Annotated in this window: 19 protein-coding genes; 8 read left to right on the forward strand and 11 right to left on the reverse strand. The window is 61.7% G+C overall.

The window, feature by feature from the left end; genetic code table 11:
* The first annotated feature begins 33 nt into the window (after positions 1 to 33).
* The 6 genes from queA to FHP91_RS07160 all read left to right on the forward strand — a co-directional run bounded on the left by queA (position 34) and on the right by FHP91_RS07160 (position 5,886).
* Positions 34 to 1,065 carry a tRNA preQ1(34) S-adenosylmethionine ribosyltransferase-isomerase QueA gene (gene queA / locus FHP91_RS07135; protein WP_144308929.1) on the forward strand — a complete coding sequence of 344 codons (1,032 nt, stop codon included), beginning with the start codon at positions 34 to 36 and terminating at the stop codon, positions 1,063 to 1,065.
* Between the two features lie 2 nt (positions 1,066 to 1,067).
* Positions 1,068 to 2,183 (forward strand): tRNA guanosine(34) transglycosylase Tgt, encoded by a 1,116-nt coding sequence (gene tgt, locus FHP91_RS07140; RefSeq protein ID WP_144309330.1) that lies wholly within the window; start codon positions 1,068 to 1,070, stop codon positions 2,181 to 2,183.
* Positions 2,184 to 2,240: 57 nt separating this feature from the next.
* A complete protein-coding gene (gene yajC / locus FHP91_RS07145; RefSeq protein ID WP_144179367.1) occupies positions 2,241 to 2,564 on the forward strand; it encodes a preprotein translocase subunit YajC in 324 nt (107 codons plus the stop codon).
* A gap of 71 nt (positions 2,565 to 2,635) precedes the next feature.
* The gene (gene secD / locus FHP91_RS07150; protein WP_144308930.1) at positions 2,636 to 4,498 is read left to right on the forward strand and encodes a protein translocase subunit SecD; all 1,863 of its coding nucleotides are present in this window, start codon (positions 2,636 to 2,638) and stop codon (positions 4,496 to 4,498) included.
* A 42-nt stretch (positions 4,499 to 4,540) separates the two neighbouring features.
* Positions 4,541 to 5,473, forward strand: a complete 933-nt coding sequence (gene secF / locus FHP91_RS07155) for a protein translocase subunit SecF (RefSeq protein ID WP_144308931.1) — start codon at positions 4,541 to 4,543, stop codon at positions 5,471 to 5,473.
* A 38-nt stretch (positions 5,474 to 5,511) separates the two neighbouring features.
* Entirely contained in the window at positions 5,512 to 5,886 is a 375-nt protein-coding gene (locus FHP91_RS07160) for a hypothetical protein (RefSeq protein WP_144308932.1), read from the forward strand.
* A gap of 78 nt (positions 5,887 to 5,964) precedes the next feature.
* Here the strand turns inward: FHP91_RS07160 and FHP91_RS07165 are convergent, their stop codons facing one another.
* From FHP91_RS07165 to FHP91_RS07210, 10 genes are all read right to left on the reverse strand, one after another.
* The gene (locus FHP91_RS07165; RefSeq protein WP_144308933.1) at positions 5,965 to 6,282 is read right to left on the reverse strand and encodes a DUF2322 family protein; all 318 of its coding nucleotides are present in this window, start codon (positions 6,280 to 6,282) and stop codon (positions 5,965 to 5,967) included.
* Positions 6,283 to 6,346: 64 nt separating this feature from the next.
* Positions 6,347 to 7,711, reverse strand: coding sequence for an adenylosuccinate lyase (gene purB / locus FHP91_RS07170; RefSeq protein ID WP_222105135.1), 1,365 nt, complete (start codon positions 7,709 to 7,711; stop codon positions 6,347 to 6,349).
* 138 nt (positions 7,712 to 7,849) lie between these two features.
* Positions 7,850 to 8,305: a pilin gene (locus FHP91_RS21665; protein WP_144309331.1), complete on the reverse strand. Its 456-nt coding sequence runs from the start codon at positions 8,303 to 8,305 to the stop codon at positions 7,850 to 7,852.
* Between the two features lie 220 nt (positions 8,306 to 8,525).
* A complete protein-coding gene (locus FHP91_RS07180) occupies positions 8,526 to 10,880 on the reverse strand; it encodes a GspE/PulE family protein (protein WP_144308935.1) in 2,355 nt (784 codons plus the stop codon).
* 92 nt (positions 10,881 to 10,972) lie between these two features.
* Positions 10,973 to 11,740: a 3',5'-cyclic-nucleotide phosphodiesterase gene (locus FHP91_RS07185; protein WP_144308936.1), complete on the reverse strand. Its 768-nt coding sequence runs from the start codon at positions 11,738 to 11,740 to the stop codon at positions 10,973 to 10,975.
* 134 nt (positions 11,741 to 11,874) lie between these two features.
* Complete coding sequence (locus tag FHP91_RS07190; protein WP_144308937.1) at positions 11,875 to 12,681, reverse strand: FHA domain-containing protein; 807 nt, start codon at positions 12,679 to 12,681, stop codon at positions 11,875 to 11,877.
* A 29-nt stretch (positions 12,682 to 12,710) separates the two neighbouring features.
* Positions 12,711 to 13,487: a Stp1/IreP family PP2C-type Ser/Thr phosphatase gene (locus FHP91_RS07195; RefSeq protein WP_222105136.1), complete on the reverse strand. Its 777-nt coding sequence runs from the start codon at positions 13,485 to 13,487 to the stop codon at positions 12,711 to 12,713.
* Positions 13,488 to 13,736: 249 nt separating this feature from the next.
* On the reverse strand, positions 13,737 to 14,630 hold the full coding sequence (gene sucD, locus FHP91_RS07200) for a succinate--CoA ligase subunit alpha (RefSeq protein ID WP_144308938.1): 894 nt from the start codon (positions 14,628 to 14,630) through the stop codon (positions 13,737 to 13,739).
* Between the two features lie 12 nt (positions 14,631 to 14,642).
* Positions 14,643 to 15,803 (reverse strand): ADP-forming succinate--CoA ligase subunit beta, encoded by a 1,161-nt coding sequence (gene sucC, locus FHP91_RS07205; RefSeq protein WP_144308939.1) that lies wholly within the window; start codon positions 15,801 to 15,803, stop codon positions 14,643 to 14,645.
* A gap of 276 nt (positions 15,804 to 16,079) precedes the next feature.
* Complete coding sequence (locus FHP91_RS07210; protein ID WP_144309333.1) at positions 16,080 to 16,661, reverse strand: DUF2889 domain-containing protein; 582 nt, start codon at positions 16,659 to 16,661, stop codon at positions 16,080 to 16,082.
* A 198-nt stretch (positions 16,662 to 16,859) separates the two neighbouring features.
* Between FHP91_RS07210 and FHP91_RS07215 the strand changes: the two genes are divergently transcribed.
* Positions 16,860 to 19,196 carry a FimV/HubP-related protein gene (locus FHP91_RS07215; protein WP_144308940.1) on the forward strand — a complete coding sequence of 779 codons (2,337 nt, stop codon included), beginning with the start codon at positions 16,860 to 16,862 and terminating at the stop codon, positions 19,194 to 19,196.
* Positions 19,197 to 19,257: 61 nt separating this feature from the next.
* On the opposite strand, the gene FHP91_RS07220 is transcribed toward FHP91_RS07215, so the two are convergent.
* Positions 19,258 to 20,004 (reverse strand): Nif3-like dinuclear metal center hexameric protein, encoded by a 747-nt coding sequence (locus FHP91_RS07220; RefSeq protein ID WP_144308941.1) that lies wholly within the window; start codon positions 20,002 to 20,004, stop codon positions 19,258 to 19,260.
* 53 nt (positions 20,005 to 20,057) lie between these two features.
* On the opposite strand from FHP91_RS07220, the gene FHP91_RS07225 reads away from it, so the two are divergent.
* Entirely contained in the window at positions 20,058 to 21,221 is a 1,164-nt protein-coding gene (locus FHP91_RS07225; protein WP_144309334.1) for a Do family serine endopeptidase, read from the forward strand.
* Positions 21,222 to 21,233: the final 12 nt, after the last annotated feature.

Consider the following 21,233-nt stretch of genomic DNA (forward strand, 5'->3'; position numbering starts at 1 on the left):
ATTATCACCAAAACATGACCCCGTATCAAGCACATGACACTGACTCTCGACGATTTTGATTACGCGCTGCCCGACGCGCTGATTGCTCAGGCCCCGCTCGCCGAGCGCAGTGCCAGCCGTTTACTGGTGGTCGGCGACGACGCATTGAGTGATCGCGGCATCACCGACTTGCCGGAACTGCTCGGCGCCGATGACCTGCTCGTCTTCAACGACACTCGCGTCATTCACGCCCGCCTGTTCGGCCAGAAAGCCACCGGCGGTCAGGTCGAAGTGCTGATCGAGCGCCCGGTGGGCGAGCACGAAGCCATTGCCCAGGTACGCGCCAGCAAGTCGCCCAAGGCAGGCAGCACGCTGCGACTGGCCGATGCCTTCGACGTCGAGGTGCTCGGCCGAGTGGGCGACTTCTTTCATCTGCGCTTTCCGGCCGACGCCACGGTCATCGACTACACCGAGCGCTACGGCGCCCTGCCCCTGCCGCCCTACATCACCCGCGCCGCCGGCGAGGCCGACGAGGCGCGCTACCAGACCGTGTTCGCGCGCCACCCCGGCTCGGTCGCCGCGCCGACCGCCGGCCTGCATTTCGACGACGCGCTGCTCGCGCGCATCCGCGACAAGGGCGTACGCACCGCGGCGGTGACCCTGCATGTGGGCGCCGGCACCTACCAGCCGGTGCGCGTGCAGAACCTGGCCGAGCACCAGATGCACCGCGAGCAGTACATTGTGCCGGCCGAAACCGTGGCTGCCATCGAAGCCACCCGAGCGCGCGGCGGCCGCGTGGTCGCCGTTGGCACCACCAGCCTGCGCGCGCTGGAATCCGCCGCGCAGTCCGGCCTGCTAGTGGCCGGCTCGGGCGAAACCGAGCTGTTCATCATGCCGGGCTACCGCTTCCATGTAGTCGATGCGCTGGTCACCAATTTTCATCTGCCCAAATCCACGCTGCTGATGCTGGTGTCGGCGCTGGCCGGCATGGGCCGCATCCGCGCCGCCTACGCCCACGCCGTGGCGCAGCGATACCGTTTCTTCAGCTATGGCGACGCCATGTTTCTTTCCCGGAGGGCGTCATGAGCCTGAATTTTGAATTGCTGGCCACCGATGGCGCCGCACGGCGTGGCCGGATGACCCTCAACCACGGTGTGGTCGAAACCCCCGTCTTCATGCCGGTGGGCACCTACGGCACGGTCAAGGCGATGACGCCCCAGGCGCTGAACGACATAGGTGCGCAAATCTGCCTGGGCAACACCTTCCACCTGTGGCTGCGCCCCGGCACCGAGGTGCTCGACACCTTCGGTGGCCTGCACGGCTTTATGGGCTGGGACAAACCGATCCTGACCGACTCGGGCGGCTTTCAGGTGTTCAGCCTGGGCGCGCTGCGAAAGATCACCGAAGAAGGCGTCAAGTTCGCCTCGCCCATTGATGGCAGCAAGCTGTTCCTCACGCCCGAAGAGTCGATGCGCATCCAGCGCTCACTCAACTCCGACATCGTGATGATCTTCGACGAGTGCACGCCCTACCCCGCCACGCTGGATGAAGCGGCCAAGTCGATGCAGCTGTCGCTGCGCTGGGCGAAACGCTCGCGCGACGCCTTCGACACGCAGGAGAACCCCAACGCGCTGTTCGGCATCGTCCAGGGTGGGATGCATGAAACCCTGCGCGACGACTCGCTGGCCGGCCTGATGGACATCGGCTTTCATGGCTTTGCCATCGGCGGCCTGTCGGTCGGCGAGCCCAAGGAAGACATGCAGCGCATCCTCGCCCACACCGCACCGCGCCTGCCGCAGGACAAACCGCGCTATCTGATGGGCGTGGGCACGCCGGAGGATCTGGTCGAATCGGTGGCCGCCGGCATCGACATGTTCGACTGCGTGATGCCGACGCGCAACGCGCGCAACGGCTGGCTGTTCACCCGCTTTGGCGACCTCAAGATCAAGAACGCTAAGCATCGCAACGACACCCGCCCGCTCGACCCGACCTGCAGTTGCTACACCTGCCAGAACTTTTCGCGCGCCTACCTGCACCATTTGCACCGCACTGGCGAGATCCTCGGCGCCATGCTCAACACCACCCACAACCTGCATTACTACCAGGCGCTCATGGCGCAAATGCGCAAAGCACTGGAGGCCGGCAGCTTCGCCGAATTCGTGCGCCGCTTCCAGGATGAGCGCGGGCGCGGTGCCGAGGTGTGAGTTGCCTGCAACTGCTATACTTGCCGCCTTTTCAATGAAACGTGATCGGAGTCCAACGTGCTGATTTCCAATGCCTACGCTCAAGCCGCCGGAGCGGCAGATCCCAGCGGCGGTCTGATGGGCCTGCTGCCCCTGCTGCTGATGTTTGCAGTGCTGTACTTCGTCATGATCCGTCCGCAGATGAAGCGCGCCAAAGAGCACAAAGGCATGGTCGAAGCGCTGGCCAAGGGCGACGAAGTCATCTTCGCCGGCGTCATCGGTCGCATCACCAGCGTGGGTGACACCTACTGCGAGGTCGAGGTCGCTGAAAACGTGAATCTCAAGATTCAGAAACTCGCCGTTGCCAATGTGCTGCCAAAAGGCACCATCAAGAGCATCTAAGTCTTTGCATCGTACGGGCGGCCTGGCCGCCCGCTCCGTTTCTGATTCACGCCAGACCAGGCGACTCGCCCATGAACCGTTATCCCCTCTGGAAAAACCTGCTGATCGCCCTCGTGCTGATCTTCGGGTTCATCTACACCCTGCCCAACTTCTACGGCGAAGTGCCTGCCGTTCAGGTCTCCAGCGGCAAGGCAACCCTCAAGCTCGAACCGGCGCAGGTCGAAGCGCGCGTGGCCGAGATCCTGAGCGCGGCGAAGCTCCCGCACACGGGCATCTTCTCCGACGCCAACAGCGTCCGCGCCCGTTTCGAAACCACCGATCTGCAGTTGCAGGGCAAGGACGCCATTGAACGCGGCCTGAACCCGAACGCCACCGACCCGAGCTATGTGGTGGCGCTCAACCTGCTCTCGGCCTCGCCGAACTGGCTGACCGCCATCGGCGCCCTGCCCATGTACCTCGGCCTCGACCTGCGCGGCGGCGTGCACTTCCTGCTCGAAGTCGACATGGACGGCGCGCTCACCAAACGCATGGACGCCACCGCTGGCGACCTGCGCACCCTGCTGCGCGACAAAGACGTGCGCCACTCGGGCATCCGCCGCATCAGCAGCGCGGTTGAAATCCGCTTCCGCGACACCGACGTCCGCGAAGCCGGCCGCAAAGCCATTCTGGCCAGCACGGCGGATCTGCTCCTGGTCGATCGCGATGAAGACGGACAGGCCAGCCTGACCGCCACACTGACCCCGCAAGCGGCCAAAACGCTGCAGGAATTTGCGATCAAGCAAAACATCACCACCTTGCACAACCGGATCAACGAGCTCGGCGTGGCCGAACCGGTGATTCAGCAGCAAGGCGCCAACCGCATCGTGGTGCAACTGCCCGGCGTGCAAGACGTGGCCAAGGCCAAGGACATCCTCGGCCGCACCGCCACCCTCGAAGTGCGCATGGTCGACGACACCGCCGGCCGCCTCGAAGAAGCCCTGGCCGGTCGCGTACCCTTCGGCACCGAGCTGTACACCGAACGCGGCGGCAGCCCGCTACTGGTCAAGAAGCAGGTCGTGCTCACTGGTGAGCGACTCACCGACGCGCAACCCGGCTTTGACGGCCAGACCCATGAGCCGGCAGTCCACCTGACGCTCGACTCGGCCGGCGCCCGCATTTTCCGGGACGTCACGCGCGAGAACGTCAACAAGCGCATGGCCATCCTGCTGATCGAAAAGGGCAAGGGCGAAGTCATCACCGCGCCGGTCATCCGCGGCGAAATCGCCGGCGGCCGGGTGCAGATTTCGGGCCGCATGAGCACCCAGGAAGCCACTGACGTCGCCCTGCTGCTGCGCGCCGGCTCGCTGGCCGCGCCGATGGAGATCATCGAAGAGCGCACCGTCGGCCCCAGCCTGGGCGCCGAAAACATCGAAAAAGGCTTCAACTCCACGCTGTGGGGCTTCGTCGCCATCGCGGTGTTCATGATCGCCTACTACGCTCTCTTCGGCCTGGTGTCGGTGCTGGCGCTGTCGGCCAACCTGTTGCTGCTGGTCGCGCTACTGTCACTGCTGCAGGCCACGCTCACCCTGCCCGGCATCGCGGCCATCGCGCTGACCCTCGGCATGGCCATCGACGCCAACGTGCTGATCAACGAGCGCATCCGCGAAGAACTGCGCAACGGCTCCAGCCCGCAAGCGGCCATCACCGCCGGCTACGACCGCGCCTTCGACACCATTCTCGACTCCAACGTCACCACGCTGATCGCGGGCATCGCGCTGCTGGTATTCGGCTCCGGCCCGGTGCGCGGCTTCGCCGTGGTGCATTGCCTGGGCATCATGACCTCGATGTTCAGCGCGATTCTGGTGTCGCGTGCGCTGGTCAACCTGATCTATGGCCGTCGCCGCAAAGTCGCTGCCCTGTCCATCGGGCAGGTGTGGAAGCCGAGCAACAACTGATAACACTGGCCGGCGCTTGCGCCGGCAGCAAGGACTGCGAACATGGAATTCTTCCGCATCAAGAACGACATCCCGTTCATGAAGCACGCGTTGATGTTCAACATCATCTCGTTTGTCACCTTCGTGCTGGCGGTACTGTTTTTGCTCACCCGAGGGCTCAACCTGAGCGTTGAGTTCACCGGCGGCACGCTGATGGAGGTGAACTACGCCGAAGCGCCGCAAGTGCAACTGATCCGCGACGCACTGGGCGAAGGCGGCTACCCTGACGCCCAGGTGCAGAACTTCGGCAGTGCCCGCGACATCCTGATCCGCCTGCCCAACCGGGACGGTCTGGACTCCAACCGGGTCTCCGAACAGGTGCTCGGCATGCTCGCCACCGTCGACGGCCCCAAGGGCGAGATGCGCCGAGTCGAATTCGTCGGCCCTCAGGTGGGTAAGGAACTGGCAGCCGACGGCGGCATGGCGCTGCTGCTGGTGGTGATTGGCATCATGATCTACCTGGCCTTGCGCTTCGAGTGGCGCTTTGCCGTGTCGGCCATCATCGCTAACCTGCACGACGTCATTATCATTCTTGGCTTCTTCGCCTTCTTCCAGTGGGAGTTCTCGCTGGCCGTGCTGGCCGCCGTACTGGCCGTGCTGGGCTATTCGGTGAACGAATCCGTGGTGGTCTTCGACCGGGTGCGTGAAACCTTCAAGAAGAAGCGCGCCATGGAAACCCCTGACGTGCTCAACCACGCCATCACCCGCACCATTTCCCGCACCGTCATCACCCACGGCAGTACGCAGGTCATGGTCTTGTCGATGCTGCTCTTCGGGGGCGAGACGCTGTACTACTTCGCCCTGGCGCTGACTATCGGCATCCTGTTCGGCATCTACTCCTCGGTGCTGGTCGCCAGCCCGCTGGTGATGTGGCTGGGCGTGTCCCGCGAGCAATTCATCCAACCGAAAAAGACCAAGGAAGAAGCTGTCGTTTAAGGACGACGCGCTAAGATTCCGCGACAAGGAAGCGCCCGATGGAAGTCAATTTCTACGTTCTGCCGCTCTATCTCGGTTTGTTTGCACTGGCCGGCCTGATGCTGTCCCGCGCCTGGCGCATCGGCAAACGCAACCGGCTCGACCTGGTCGCCAACTGGAGCAGCGTGCAACTCGAGAACCCCGAGCGCTACAAGCCGATCTACATCACCATCAACCTGATCGGCGGCGTCTTGCTGATCGCCCTCGCCGGTTTGGTGCTGCTGGTGGGTCTGCCGTTTGCCACCTGGGTATCGCTCGCCGCGTTCGTCTTCTGGAGCTACTTCTTTGCCTACCAGTTCCTGTCGTGGAACGCCAAGAAGAACGCGCAGAACGAAGCCAAAGCGGCCGAAGAGGCCAAGAAACAGAAAGCGTGAAGACAAAGCAATACGAAAAAATGGGATGCCTCGGCATCCCATTTTTTTCGACTCAAGCTCGCGCAGGCAACGCCGCCATCAAACGGCAAACACCTGCTTGACCCGTAAAGTCTCATCCCGCTCGATCAAACCAATCAGTCGATCGATATTCGGATGCTTGCCAGGATTGGCGCGGGCGTCGTCCGTATGCTCGGCATATAGCTCCAGCCCCTTCTTCGCCGCATCGGGCGAAATCGCGCCGTACAGCTGCGCCAGATGGTTGTAGACCACCAACGAGCCGGCCTGCCCCGCCTTGTTTTCGATGCTCGCCACCTCGCCGCCGTCCGCATCGATCAGCGTCAGTGCGGCCAGATGCGAGACTTTGGGCAGTTGCTTGAGCGTATCCGCAAAGCTCATGTTTTCTCCATTGCATCAAAAGAAACAGGCGCCCGTGGGGCGCCTGTAGTGGTATCGAATGCGCTCAGATCGCGCGTGCGAGCTGCGCCGCAATACCGATGTAGCTCGCCGGCGTCATGGCCAACAGGCGCGTCTTCTCGGCATCCGGAATCGCCAGCGTCTGAATAAACGCATGCAGGCCTTCCCTGGTGATGCCCTTGCCGCGCGTGAGCGCCTTGAGCTGCTCATAGGGGTTCTCGACCCCGTAGCGACGCATGACGGTCTGCACCGGCTCGGCCAGCACTTCCCACGCCTGATCGACATCCGCCACCAGTTTGGCCGGATCGGCTTCCAGCTTGCCCAAGCCCTTAAGCAAGGAGTCGTAAGCCAGCAGCGTGTGCCCAAAGGCCACACCCATGTTGCGCAACACAGTCGAATCAGTCAGATCGCGCTGCATGCGCGAGATTGGCAACTTCTCGCTGAAGTGGCGCAACATCGCATTCGCCACCCCCAGGTTGCCCTCGGCGTTCTCGAAGTCGATCGGGTTGACCTTGTGCGGCATGGTAGAGGAACCGACCTCGCCCTCCTTCAAGCGCTGCTTGAAGAAGCCCAGCGAAATGTAGCTCCAGATATCGCGGCAGGCATCGATCAACATCGTGTTGCAACGCGCGGTCGCGTCAAACAGCTCCGCCATCGCATCATGCGGCTCGATCTGGATCGTGTAGGGGTTGAAGCTCAGCCCCAGCGACTCGACAAAGCGCTGGTTAAAACCGGCCCAGTCAAAGTCGGGGTAAGCCGACAGGTGCGCATTGTAGTTACCCACCGCGCCGTTGAACTTGGCCGTCATCTCGACCTCGGCGATCAGCTTGCGCGCCCGCTTGAGGCGGTACGCGATGTTCGCCATCTCCTTGCCCATCGTCGTCGGGCTCGCCGGCTGACCATGGGTGCGCGACAGCATCGGTGCGTCCGCCAATTCATGCGCCAGCGCCACAAAACGCGCGATCACCCGATCCAACGTCGGCAGCATCACCTGCTTGCGCGCATCGTTCAGCATCAGCGCATGTGAGGTGTTGTTGATGTCTTCGGAAGTGCAGGCAAAGTGAATGAACTCAGACGCCTTCGCCACCTCGGCGTTGTCAGCAAAACGCTTCTTCAGCCAGTATTCGACCGCCTTGACGTCATGGTTGGTCGTCGCCTCAATGGCTTTCACCGCCTCGCCATCCTGCGGCAGGAAGCTCTCGACAACACCGTCGAGCTTGACCTGGGTCGAAGTTGAGAACGGCGCCACCTCGGCAATCGCCGGTTCGGCAGCCAAGGCTTTCAGCCAGGCGATCTCGACCTTGACGCGATTGCGGATCAAGCCGAATTCGGAAAAATGGTCGCGGAGGTCGACGACTTTGGGGGCGTAGCGACCATCGAGGGGGGAAATAGAAGAAAGACTAGTAAACATTAGCTTATTGGCGGCAAATGGAATTGCCAATTTTAGCGTCATTGGCGACGCTCCGCTTAACCATGATAAAACGCATCCACAAAAGTCAGTCGGCGGGCTAAAGCCCGCCGACTGACTTTGTTTCGCGCTACTTACAGGTTAGGCTCCGATACGATTCCGGCCGCAACCTGCTGTGGCGCTGGCAATATTCCATTGAATTGCAGACCCGCCGCCAGCGACTGCCGGCGTCAGAGTAACTACGCAAGCACCTGCGGCTGCCGCACCCGTAACCGTGATAGCCGCGCCATCCCAAGCAACCGCGGTGGCAAATCGACCAATACCGGTAAAGCCCGCCGGCAAAAATGCGTTGGCGGCCGCACTCATCGTGGCAATAGCATCACATGGTGCTACTGCTGGAATAGCTGTTTGGGCGTTCGTTTGCATACACTCAGCAATACCCAATTTCAGCGGCTGAACAGCCGCATAGTTGTCGGCCCACCGCGAACGCGTCACATAATCCTGATACTGCGGAATCGCGATGGCGGCCAAAATACCGATAATCGCAACCACGATCATCAGTTCGATCAGGGTGAAGCCTTGCTGGGCGCGCTTGATGGTCTTGTTCATGATCATGCTCCTCAGAGAGAGATTCAGTCAGTCACGGATTGGATCCGCTCGGGAACATATACGCACTGTGCGTGCCAGTTTTCGCAAAAAACATTTTTTCTCAATATTTACAACTAGTTAAAACTTGCCGCCAAATTTTATCGTGAGAATCGTCACAGCCGATTCGGCGAGGAGTGACGATTTTCGTCACCCATGTTGACGTCATACGTCAGCGCACGCAGACCTTGCGGACCTGCTTGATGTCGGTGGTGCCGTCCAGAACTTTCTCGATGCCGTCCTGCCGCAGCGTGCGCATGCCTTCGTCGAGGGCGAGCACCAGCAGGGCTGCAACCCGGGCGTGCTCCTGGATGAGTTTTTTGGCGCTATCCGAGCCGAGCATCAGCTCGTGCAGGCCGACGCGGCCGCGGTAGCCGTTGGTGCAGTCGTTGCAACCGACAGGCTTGTAAAGCGTGAAGTGCCCGTTTTTATCGGCGAAGTCTTGCTGCCAACGACGGGCGACGGCCTTGCGGGCGGCTTCGGCATCGGTGATGAAGGGCGGGGTACCTTGCAAGTCAATGCAATATTCGTCGAGGAGGTTGGAGAGTTCTTCGCTGTCGGGGTGGTAAGCGCTCTTGCACTTGGTACACAGCCGCTTGGCGAGGCGCTGGGCGAGCACGCCGAGCAGGGCGTCGGCGAAGTTGAAGGGATCCATGCCCATGTCGAGCAGGCGGACGATGGACTCCGGGGCGCTATTGGTGTGTAGCGTGGAGAACACGAGGTGGCCGGTGAGCGAGGCCTCGAGGCCGACCGAGACGGTTTCACGGTCGCGCATTTCACCGACCATGATCACATCCGGGTCGGCGCGGAGGAAGGCGCGCATCATGGTGGCGAAGTCCAGCCCGGCCTTGCGGTTGACCTGCACCTGGCGCAAACCTTTCTGGGTAATCTCCACGGGGTCTTCGGCGGTCCAGATCTTGGTCTCGGGTGTGTTGATGTGGCCGAGGATGGAGTGCAGCGTGGTGGTCTTGCCGGAGCCGGTGGGGCCACACACAAAGAAGATGCCGTAGGGCTGGGCGATGGCGCCTTTGAGGCGCTCGAGGTTATGCGGCGACAGGCCGAGTTTGTCGAGCGGAATCGGCTCGCTGTTGGCGAGGATCCGCATCACCACGTCTTCCATGCCGCCAGCGGTAGGAATGGTGGCAACCCGCAGTTCGATATCGAGCGCGGCGTATTTACGGAACTTGATCTTGCCGTCCTGCGGCTTGCGACGCTCGGAAATGTCGAGGTCGCACATGATCTTGATGCGCGTCACCAGCGGGTTGCGGTAACTGGCCGGCACTTCGATGTAAGGCACCAGCGTGCCATCCTTGCGGAAACGGATGAGGGTTTTGACCTTGCCAGGGCGTGGTTCGATGTGGATGTCGGATGCGCCCTGCTTGTAGGCGTCGATAATGACCTTGTTTACGAGTTTGACCAGCTCGTTGTCGGCGGCGGCAGAGATGTCTTCGGCCACCGAACCATCCTGCTCTTCGTCGCCGAGATCCAACAGCAGATCGTCCACCGACCCGAGATCGAGACTGGCTTCAAAGAACTGATCGACCGTGCGCCGAAAATCGCGGTGGGTAGTGGCCCGGAACGCAATCTTCTTGTTCGGGAACACATTGTGCGCGACGCGCGATGCGCGGGTCTGCTCGGGGTCGATCGCCATGACGACGATCCCCTCCTCCGTTTCTTCGAGCGGCAGCCAGTGGCTTTGCTCAACGAAGTCACGCTTGATGTTCCGCAGCAGATCGACCGGCTTGATGCGGTCTCCGCGGAAGGGCTCGTAGGACACGTTGAAGCAGCGCGCAACAGCATTGCCGACATCAGACAGCGCCAGCCCCATGTCATCGAGCAGTACATCTTCTGTATTTACTTTTCGGTCACGCGCTTTGCGCCCGGCGGCATCGAGCTCCTGAGCCGACAGGTGCCCGTCAGTGACCAAGGAATCGTAACGGCTCCGGGGTTTTCCCTGTGTGCGCGCGCGCTGGGCAAAGGCCACCCCGAGCGTTTGCGCCAGGCCCAGCAGCCCCTCTTCGGCAACGGGTGAAAACGGTTTGCTGTCGACGGCGTTGATGAGTTGAAGCACCCCGACCAACTCACCATTTTCACCAGTGAGAATCGGAGCGACCAGCATCTGTTTGCTGCGGTAGCCGGTGACCTCATCAACCTCGTTGCGGAATTCCAGGCGCGGCGAGATTTTTCTAAGCGCCGGCGCATCGTACACGTCCGGCAGATTCAACATCTTTTTTGTGTGCGCGACATAGCCCGCAACACTGTTTTCAGAAATCGGCAGGCGAATGCTATTGACCGAATGCAACCCGGTCTTGACCTTGGAGACAATGGCGGTACGCGACTCGTCGAGCGTGTAGATTGTGAGCCGCTCCGCGCCGAACAGCTCACACAGGTCAGCAGACAGCTCGAAGATGATCTCGTCGATGTTCTGGGTGGCGTGAATGCGATTGGTCGCGGCCTGCAGGCCTTTGAAGAAGGCGAGGCGGCTGCTTACATCTCCGCTCGAAGGGCTTTTGCCAGCAGCTTTCATGGCGTTTGATCCCTGCTCAATGTCGTCGGTCCGATCGGCGCAAGCGCGCCTACCTGCGCCATTCTAGCGGCATCCGGAGAATGCGGCAGCGCTCAGAACTCCAGTTCTTGGCCATTGACCAGCATATTCGGTCGAAACGCGCCACCAGAAACACCGATCTCGGCCATGGTTCGCTCACCATGCCCGGGCTTGAGATGGCTGATGTGCACCTCGGGGCGACACGTCAGCGCCTCCAGGAAGCCGGACAGCAAACTGGGGCACAAATGCCGCGACGCCATGGCCAGCGCATGCTGCGCATCGGAAAAGGCGGTCTCCACCACCAAATGTCGTAGCGCCGGCTGCTGATTGATTGCCGCGATCAACGCCGGGCAATAGGTTGTGTCGCCCGTGTAAATCAGCTGTCCGTCGCCGCTATCCAGGCAATAGGCCGCCGCGGGGACGGTATGCAGGGCCGGCAGCGCTGAAATCTTGCGACCGTCGAGTGCAATGGTTTCGCCCACCTTGAGGACCTGAAACCGCATGAAAGGCCGATGGCGGTCCGGGATGGCGCTGAAGTCGGGCCACACCAGCCAGTTAAAGATATGGGAACGCAAGATTCGGATGGTTTCGACCGTGCCGTACACCGTGATCGGGGAACGACGATCATTCCCGACGGTATCGACCAGCAACGGGATGAAGCCAATGTGATCAAGGTGGGCGTGGGTCACGAAGATATGGTCGATACGCAGCAGCGCGTCGTACTCAAGCGCACCCACGCCTGTGCCGCCATCGATCAGCACATCATCGTCGACCAGAAAGGCGGAGGTCCGCATTTCCTGACCACCGATGCCGCCGCTACACCCCAATACCCTGAATTTCATTGCTGAAGCCCGCGCCCGGCACGTATTGCCGCCCTTCGGGAATACCCCGTACCTGTCGAGGCTAGCATTGCCGCAGCACCACGACCGAGAACTACGTCACGGCCAGGCAAGGTCCTTGCCGAAGCCGGTGGGGCTCAGGCGGTGTTGCGCAGGAAGAATTCCATTTTTACGCCAGCGATCTCGATGATGTCATGATCGCTCAGGTGATGCGCCTGCGCCCCCAGGGGGCTGCCATTGACCACCGGAAAGGTCGAGCCTTCCACATGCGTAATGAAATAGCCATGCGGCCGCCGTGTGATGACCGCCACCTGCACACCGGGCTTGCCCAGCGTCGTCAGCGACTTGGTGAGTTCCAGCTCACGACCGACGTTCGGCCCGGACAACACCTGAATCATCCCGCCAGCGCCTTCGCCGCTGGGCGCAGGTGCGGCGGCCTTCGCGGGCGACACCGCCCGCTCTGCGGCGGCTCCCGCCCCCGCACGGTCGAGAATCTGCGTAGCTTCAGCGTCAATGGCGGGAATGGCGTCATCTCCGCCCACAACCGTATTGGTGGCGCCCACATCAGATTCCGACACATCCACTTCGGGCTCAGCCATCACCGGCTTGAGCGCTGCGGTATCGACAAAGTCAGTCAGAGGGCCGGAGGCCGCCACGGCATCGGCAACAAACTTGATGCGATATTTACCCAGCTCCACCACATCGTTGTTCTGGAGCGCGCACTTCTTGACCGGCTGACCATTGACATAGGTGCCATTGGTGCTGTTGCGGTCTTCAAGAAAGGCATCGTCGAGAATCGCGGTGATCACCGCATGCTCGCCACTGATCGCCAGATTGTCGATCTGGATGTCATTGTGCGGCTTGCGCCCGATGGTCGTTCGCTCCTTGTTGAGCGGAATTTCCTTGAGCACCAGCCCGTCCATGCTGAGGATCAACTTCGGCATCGTATCGTCCTGTCCCTGTTGTTGCCCTGCTACGTTCTGCGCGCCGGGAAGGGCTGCAGAACCTTGATCAAAACCACGGTGATGTTGTCACGACCACCCCGGTCGTTGGCAAGCTGGATCAGATGATCTGCCGCCAGCGTCAGATTAGCGGACAAGGTCTCGCACACCAGCGCGATGTCTTCGTCATCAAGCATATCGGTCAAACCGTCGGAGCACATCAGATAGACATCACCCACCCGCGCCTCGTGAAGCGCCACATCGGGCACAACGGCAGGCTCCACACCCAGCGCGCGCGTCAGCAGACTGCGCCCCGGCGCTACCCGCGCTTCATCAGCGCTCATCATGCCGCCATCGACCTGCTCCTGCAACAAGGAGTGATCGCGCGTCAGCTGCACGAGTTCGTCGGGCCGATAGCGATACATCCGCGAATCGCCGACGTGAGACACCAGCAAGGTGTTGTCATGAAAACGCGAGGCCACCACGGTCGAGCCCATGCCGTGCAGGTCCCGGTCTTTTCTCGCTGCAGCAATCACATCCGTATTGGCACGCATCGTTGCCTGACGCAATTCGGCCAGCATCTGGGAGACCGACGTTGCTTCGCTCCCCCGCAGACTCGCCGCCAGACTATCGACGACCAGCCGGGAGGCCACATCGCCCCCCTGGTAGCCACCCATGCCGTCGGCCAGCACCGCCCAGCGAGACGCATCGTCGAATAGACACGCATCTTCGTTGCGCTGACGCATCCTCCCCGTATCGGTGCGCGACGCCATTTGCAAAGCAGACTTCTCCCGATCCAGTGATTCCATCAACACGCCACCTTACCAGCGCGCATGGCGCGTCACGCCTGGCCGCTAACTTGACTCGGCCATCGCCAAAACGGCTTCGACCACGAGGTCTACGGCATCCGACCGCAAGACTTCACCCGCCTTGCTCGACGAGAGTGACACATTTTCACACAACAATTGGCCATCGGGCGGCCAACAATATAACGAAAGTAGAATATCCAGTCGAAAAAAAACGCCGGCCAAGGCCGGCGCTTTTTCATCTGGCGACGCTCAGAGCATGGCTTTGAGCAGCTTAGCCATTTCCGACGGGTTGCGCGTCACAGTGAAACCGCATTCTTCCATGATGGCAAGCTTGGCGTCAGCCGTGTCCTCACCGCCCGAAATCAACGCGCCGGCATGGCCCATGCGTTTGCCCGCAGGTGCAGTCACACCGGCAATAAAGCCAACCACCGGCTTCTTCATGTTGTCCTTGCACCAACGCGCCGCTTCGGCTTCGTCCGGACCGCCGATCTCGCCGATCATGATGACCGCATCGGTATCCGGGTCATCATTGAACATGCGCATCACATCGATGTGCTTGAGGCCATTGATGGGGTCGCCACCAATACCGACAGCAGACGACTGGCCCAGACCGATTTCGGTCAGCTGACCCACGGCCTCATAGGTCAATGTGCCCGAACGGGACACCACGCCAATCCGACCTTTGCGGTGGATGTGGCCCGGCATGATGCCGATCTTGATTTCGTCCGGCGTGATCAGACCCGGGCAGTTGGGACCGAGCAGCAGCGTTTCCTTGCCGCCGGCAGCAACTTTCTGCTTCATCTTGTTGCGCACTTCCAGCATGTCGCGAACCGGAATGCCCTCGGTGATGCAGATCGCCAGATCGATATCGGCTTCGCAGGCCTCCCAGATCGCAGCAGCAGCGCCCGCAGGCGGCACATAGATGACCGACACGGTCGAGCCGGTTTCAGCCGCGGCTTCCTTGACGGACGCGTAGATGGGCACGCCAAAGATGGACTCGCCCGCTTTCTTCGGGTTCACACCAGCGACAAAGCAGTTCTTGCCGTTTGCGTACTCGATGCACTTCTCGGTGTGGAACTGACCGGTCTTGCCCGTGATGCCCTGGGTGATAACCTTGGTGTCTTTGTTGATCAGAATAGACATTCGAAACTCTCCTTACTTGACCGCTTCAACGACTTTCGTCGCGGCTTCGGCCATGCTGTCGGCGGAAATGATGGGCAACCCGGACTCGGCGAGAATCTTCTTGCCGATGTCTTCGTTGGTACCCTTCATGCGCACCACCAGCGGTACGGAGAGATTGACTTCCTTGGCTGCTGCGACCACGCCGGTGGCGATGGTGTCGCAACGCATGATGCCGCCAAAGATGTTCACCAGAATGCCCTTCACCTTGGGGTTCTGAAGCATGATCTTGAAGGCTTCGGTCACCTTCTCGGTCGTTGCACCACCGCCAACGTCCAGGAAGTTGGCCGGCGAAGCACCGAACAGCTTGATGGTATCCATGGTCGCCATGGCCAGACCGGCGCCGTTGACCAGGCAACCGATGTTGCCGTCCAGGCTGATATAGGCCAGGTCGTACTTGGAGGCCTCGACTTCGTCTGCGTCTTCTTCGTCCAGATCGCGGTACTCGACGATCTCCGGGTGACGATACAGCGCGTTGGAGTCGAAATTGAATTTGGCGTCCAGCGCCTTGATGTTGCCGTTACCTTCCAGAATCAGCGGGTTGATTTCCGCCAGCGAGGCATCGGTTTCCATGTAGCAGGTATAGAGCTTCTTGAGCGCGTCGACAGCCTTGTCGACGGAGCCGGCCGGAACACCAATTCCGGTCGCCAGTTCGGTCGCTTGCGCATCGGTCAGGCCGACGAGCGGATCGACGAAGACCTTGATGATCTTCTCCGGCGTCTTGGCAGCCACTTCCTCGATGTCCATGCCGCCCTCGGAGGAGGCCATCATGGCAACCGACTGAGTTGCACGGTCGGTCAGCGCCGCAACGTAGTACTCTTTCTGGATGTCAGCACCTTCCTCGATCAGCAGACGACGGACCTTCTGGCCCTCTGCGCCGGTCTGATGCGTGATCAACTGCATGCCCAGAATCTCTCCGGCCAGCGCTTTCACCTCGTCGATCGACTTGGCGAGCTTCACACCACCGCCCTTGCCACGGCCACCGGCGTGAATCTGTGCCTTGACCACCCAGATCTTGCCGCCCAGCTCTTCGGCCGCTTTGACCGCATCGTCCACCGAGAAGCACGGAATGCCACGCGGGGTGACGACGCCATACTTTCTCAGCAGCTCTTTTGCCTGATACTCATGAATCTTCATGGTTGCCCTTCGATAGAAGCCGCGTCTCCACACAGAGAACACGGACATTAGGTTGAACGGGTCAATTCGGGGCACTCACCCCACGACATCTGCCGATCTCCCTCGTCCGGCATATGCCGTTGCCTCAGCGACAAAGCGCCGATGCGCGACACGCATCCGCGGCGTGCGCGAACCCACGCACGGCGAAAGCCCTGTAATTATAACCGAATTCCGACCGACCGCGCCCCCTTGCCGCGGCCCGAAATCAAGCACCCAACGCTCACCTCGCGTCCGCGCCTAGACGTCGCCGTCTTCGGCGTCGCCCGAACCCGCTGCTGGCGGCCGATACCACGTCGGGTAATACTGACGAACCGTCTCGCCGTCGGTCGCCAGCGCATGGCAACGGTCCAGCTGAAATGGTTTCTCGCCCGCGTCGGCGGAGTCCTTCATGAACGTTGCAAAGGTCTGCACTGCAGCGGTCGGCAAGCTCAACAGCAATTCAGAGACATGAGTACACCCCCTGGTGCCAAAGAACGCCGCGCGAATGGCTTCGCGAAACCCCTTCATCAGGTTCATTCCGACCAAGGCATCGTAAGCCGGTCCGATGCGCTCACACCCGCCCGGATACGGCACCCACGCCAACTCGGCATGGGCATCCAGAATGGTGAAACCATGATCGATCAACACCGACACATGCATGCGATGCACCGGATCACCCTTTTTGCGAACGCCGGCGGCGAGGGGGTAATCGACATCCTTGAGATCGACCAGTGTTGCGTCGAGCTCCACGAGGCCGTCGTCCCGAAAAAAACCTTCAACCTCAATGCGCCGAACCTGCGCGCGCTGGCGACCAACGCCGCCTGACAATTTGGCATTCATAAAAACGTACGCAATCGTATGGAGACCGCTACATGATACCGCGTCTTCACAGCGCCCCCTGCCGCTCGCAATCACCCCGATGTGTGCAATTTTGTGCACGAGCCCATGACAAAGGGCCAAAACGCGCGCAAGTTCATTACAATGTTCTTCAAATAATTTCGCGATCGCCAGAATTCATAAGGCTTTTCCGACTGAACGATGAAGTCGTTATCGAGCAAGTCCTCACTGCTGCTTTGCGCCCTCGCGTCGATTCCCGGCGCGTCGCACGCTATCGGGTTTGGCGAAATCCTCAGCCAATCGGCCATCGGAGAACCCTTTCGCACCGAGGTCCGGCTCTACGGCGTCGGCCCCAAAGACGACAGCAGCTGCCTGCGGGTCATCCCGGGCGCCGACCCAACGGACGGCATCCCCGCCGTGCGCAATGCGCTGGTCAGCCTCCAGATGCGCGCCGGCAAGCCCGTCGCTGTCGTCACACGGACGCAAGCCGTTCTCGACCCCATCGTCCGGCTCACGCTTGAAGAAACCTGCCAAGCGCGCCTGAAACGCACCTATACCCTGCTGCTGCCCTCACCGGTCCGCACCATTGCAACCCCACAGGTCGCAGTTCCGGCATCTCGCCCAAGCCCGCCCGCAGCGCGCGCACCCGCGTCGCCCGCCTTGTCGGCGAGCGAACTCGGTGGCACCTGGACGCTGCCTGATAGCGCCTCCATCAACCAGCTTGCGCGCCAGCTATACCCGTCAAGCCGAAAAGACCGGATCGGTTTTATCCGGGCAACACGCAAACTCAACAGCGGTGACCGCAGCATTCGCTCATCGCAGCAAACCCTTGGCGCGGGCACCACGCTCGTCCTGCCAGACCGTGAAGCGATCATCGCAGCCCATCCGGCCCCCACTGCGCCAAAGCCTGTCGCACGCGCACCTGAGCCCGCGCCCGTCGAGCCCCCGGCACCTGAGCGTGCCGCTACACCGCCACCGGCGCTTGCGGCCGAACCGGCGCCAGCGCCGGTCGAGCCCCCCGCCGCCGACAGCGGCGACCGACTGACGCTCTCCGGCGATGTGCCGGACTTCGGCGGCTTCAAGCTGTCCCGCCAACTGGGCGACCCCGGCCTGATTGATCGCACCTCCGACGCCGAGCGCGATCTGCTGCGCCGCGAGCAGCAACTGATCATGTTGCTTGACGAACAGATTACCGCCCGGCTCGAACTCACCGACCGCATCGAACGTATCGAGGCCTTGCACAAAACGCTGTCCGACGAGGTCGTCAAACAAGACGCCCCGGCGCCGGCTGCGCCAGCGAGCACACCAGCCCCGACCGCACCCACGGTACCAGCGGCTGCGCCGGCGCCCGCACCCGCACCCGCCGCCGACTGGCTGGCGACCGCCCAATCCTGGCTGCCTGCCGGCCTCGCCGCGCTTCTGGCCGCGTGGGTGGTCATCTGGCTGCTCCGCCGACGACGCGCGAGCGAAGACGCAGACGGCTTCCTGAACGAAGACAGGGCGACGAACGCCGAGCCCCGCTCCGTCAAGCCCCTCGTGACCCAGCCAGCGCCGAGCACCGAGAGCTTTGATTTTTCGCCAATCGACTGGGACGGATCCGCCCCCGCCGAACTGCAACACAGCGTTGCCCCCATCACGATCGAAGAAGCCGATCTTTCCGAAGAACACGAATCCGCTGTCGAGCTCGCCGACATCATGATGTCTTTCGGCCGCATTCAAGGCGCCGCCGAAACCCTGGCCGAGTTCATCCGCAACAACCCGAAGCAGGCGGTTGCGCCGTGGCTGAAGTTGCTGGAGGTCTACCGTACTGCCGACATGCGTGAAGACTTCGAAGTCATCACCCGCCAGCTCAACCAGACCTTCAACGTCAAGGTTGTGGCGTGGGACGACTTCGACCTTGCACGCCAAACGAGTGAGTCGGTCGAACAAATGGCGCACATCGTCAAGGCGCTCACTAGCAGCTGGATGACCGTCGACTGTCAGGCGTATATTCAGCGCCTGCTGCGAGACAATCGCGATGGCGCGCGGCAGGGCTTCCCCATCGCCGTGATTGACGATCTGCTGATGCTCATGGCGGTACTCGAAGACCAACTTGGCCCCTATACCGGCGCCGTCGACATCCCGGTGGCAGCTGTCGACGCCGAGCCCAATGCAGAAACGCCGGAAGTGGCGACGTCAGCGTCAGACGCGCCGGAAGCCAACGAGGCGCCAATCGATTTCAGCACGCCGCTCGACACAGCCACCGCGGAGCCGATCTTCAGCCTCGACGACGCCGACATCACGCCTTCGATGACCGAAACCACACTCCCCGATCTCGACTTTGCACTCGAGTCAGGCGATACACCCACGCTCGAGGACGACGAAACGACCGTGCCCGAGGACGAAGAAAAGACCAAGGCCGACATTCCGCCGCGGCCGGAATCCGACGAAACACCCCCGCCCGCCAGGCCAAAAGGGCTGGATACCGACGCCAATGCTGATGACGGCTTCACCGCCACCGAACTGCTCGGCGGCTTCAACCGCAAGCGCGACGACTGAGCCAATCCGCCCGCGCATGCGCGGCGATCCCGCGGCTGCCGCCACTCTTGACTTGCGGCACTCAGACCGGATTGTCGATATCCACAAACGGGCAGTCCAGACCGAATTGCTCGGCCAGATGCTCGCCTAGCGCCTGAATCCCATAGCGCTCGGTGGCATGATGTCCCGCCGCGATATAGGGCACACCTGACTCCCGCGCCAGGTGCACCGTCGGCTCGGAGATCTCCCCCGACACGAACGCATCGCAACCCGCCGCCACAGCAGATTCAAGAAAAGACTGCGCCGCGCCAGTGCACCACGCCACCCGCCGCACGATCCGGCCACCATCGCCGACCAACTGCGCCTCACGCCCCAGCGTTGCGCCAAGCTGCGCTGCGAGTGCGCTGGCGGGCTGAGCCACTGGCACATCACCGATCAGGCCCAGCGACTGCTCACCGAAGCTTCCGGTCACCATCCAGCCCATTCGACGGGCCAACTGTGCGTTATTGCCCAAGTCAGGATGCACATCCAGCGGCAAGTGATACGCCAGCAAGCTGATGTCATGACGCAACAGCGTGCCCAGCCGCCGCTTGCGCAGACCGACCACCCGCGCGTCTTCACCCCGCCAGAAATAGCCGTGATGCACCAGCACCGCATCGGCCTGCCGTTCGACCGCCGCATCAAGCAAGGCCTGACTGGCTGTGACACCACAAACCACGCGAGCGACCTCAGCCCTTCCTTCCACTTGCAAACCGTTTGGGCAATAATCCTTCATCGCGGCCACATTAAGCAGCACATCCAGATAGCGCTGAAGCTCCGTCAATTGCATATGTCCGTCCTCCTTCCCGTCGTTCGCGCGGCCAAGCTGGCGCGCCACCCATGATTCATCGTCTCTGGTTGACCTTCGCCCAGGCGGTCACCATTGCAGTGGCGGTCGTATTCGTGCTGTCCACGTTCAAACCTGACTGGCTCAGACCACAAGCCCCGGTGGTTGTAGTGCAAAACGAGGCGCCAGCCGCCGCGACCCTGGGCGCAGCGACAGACTCCCCCGGATCGTATGCCAAAGCCGCCCGCACCGCGCTCCCCTCCGTGGTGCATATCTTTACCAGCAAAGAGATGCAGTCACAGCGCAGCCCCTTCCTCGATGACCCGATTTTCCGTCATTTCTTCGGCGACCGTCTCGGTCCGCGGCAAGAACAACGTACTTCGGGTCTCGGCTCGGGCGTCATTGCCAGCGCCGATGGCTACATTCTGACCAACAACCATGTCATCGAAGCCGCCGATGCCATTGAAGTCGCGCTGAACGATGGGCGCAAGTTCGAGGCAAAACTGGTAGGCCGCGACCCCGAAACGGATCTGGCCGTCCTGCGCATTGAAGCCGGCGGCGCACTGCCGGCAGTAAGCTTCGCTCCCACCGAGTCGCTGTCCGTCGGCGACGTTGTGCTGGCCATCGGCAATCCGTTTGGCGTTGGCCAAACCGTGACCATGGGCATCGTCTCGGCGCTGCAACGCAGCCATCTGGGCATCAGCACTTTCGAGAATTTCATACAGACCGATGCGGCGATCAACCCCGGAAACTCGGGCGGCGCGCTGGTCAATAGCGATGGCGCCCTGGTGGGCATCAACGCCGCCATCTATTCCCGCTCGGGCGGCTCGCTCGGCATCGGCTTCGCCATACCGGTCACCTTTGCCAAGGATGTCATGGACCAGATCATCCGCACCGGTCGTGTGACGCGCGGCTGGATCGGTGTCGAAATTCAGGACATCACGCCGGAGCTGGCCGAATCTTTCAATTTACCTGACACCGAAGGCGCCTTGATCGCCGGCGTCATGCGCGGCGGCCCCGCCGACAAAGGTGGAATTCAGCCCGGCGACGTATTGATCGGCATTGGCACTCACCCCATCGCCAGCCCTCAACGCATGCTTGAACTGGTGGCTGCGCTCGCACCGGGGGCGGACGCGCGCTTCACGGTCCGCCGCAAAAAAAAGGTGATTGAGCTGCCGGTCAAGATCGGCCGCCGACCGACGATTCCCCGCCCTCAGTAGGGCAAGGCTCCC

It is taken from the genome of Denitromonas halophila, from assembly GCF_007625155.1.
Classification (GTDB): Bacteria; Pseudomonadota; Gammaproteobacteria; order Burkholderiales; family Rhodocyclaceae; genus Nitrogeniibacter; species Nitrogeniibacter halophilus.

Bases quoted from the DNA above. Each gene is read 5' to 3' on its own strand.
- queA (WP_144308929.1), top strand. From the start codon at position 34: ATGACACTGACTCTCGACGATTTTGATTACGCGCTGCCCGACGCGCTG.
- secD (WP_144308930.1), top strand. From the start codon at position 2,636: ATGAACCGTTATCCCCTCTGGAAAAACCTGCTGATCGCCCTCGTGCTG.
- secF (WP_144308931.1), top strand. From the start codon at position 4,541: ATGGAATTCTTCCGCATCAAGAACGACATCCCGTTCATGAAGCACGCG.
- FHP91_RS07160 (WP_144308932.1), top strand. From the start codon at position 5,512: ATGGAAGTCAATTTCTACGTTCTGCCGCTCTATCTCGGTTTGTTTGCA.
- FHP91_RS07165 (WP_144308933.1), bottom strand. From the start codon at position 6,282: ATGAGCTTTGCGGATACGCTCAAGCAACTGCCCAAAGTCTCGCATCTG.
- purB (WP_222105135.1), bottom strand. From the start codon at position 7,711: ATGTTTACTAGTCTTTCTTCTATTTCCCCCCTCGATGGTCGCTACGCC.
- FHP91_RS07180 (WP_144308935.1), bottom strand. From the start codon at position 10,880: ATGAAAGCTGCTGGCAAAAGCCCTTCGAGCGGAGATGTAAGCAGCCGC.
- FHP91_RS07185 (WP_144308936.1), bottom strand. From the start codon at position 11,740: ATGAAATTCAGGGTATTGGGGTGTAGCGGCGGCATCGGTGGTCAGGAA.
- FHP91_RS07190 (WP_144308937.1), bottom strand. From the start codon at position 12,681: ATGCCGAAGTTGATCCTCAGCATGGACGGGCTGGTGCTCAAGGAAATT.
- FHP91_RS07195 (WP_222105136.1), bottom strand. From the start codon at position 13,487: ATGGAATCACTGGATCGGGAGAAGTCTGCTTTGCAAATGGCGTCGCGC.
- sucD (WP_144308938.1), bottom strand. From the start codon at position 14,630: ATGTCTATTCTGATCAACAAAGACACCAAGGTTATCACCCAGGGCATC.
- sucC (WP_144308939.1), bottom strand. From the start codon at position 15,803: ATGAAGATTCATGAGTATCAGGCAAAAGAGCTGCTGAGAAAGTATGGC.
- FHP91_RS07210 (WP_144309333.1), bottom strand. From the start codon at position 16,661: ATGAATGCCAAATTGTCAGGCGGCGTTGGTCGCCAGCGCGCGCAGGTT.
- FHP91_RS07215 (WP_144308940.1), top strand. From the start codon at position 16,860: ATGAAGTCGTTATCGAGCAAGTCCTCACTGCTGCTTTGCGCCCTCGCG.
- FHP91_RS07220 (WP_144308941.1), bottom strand. From the start codon at position 20,004: ATGCAATTGACGGAGCTTCAGCGCTATCTGGATGTGCTGCTTAATGTG.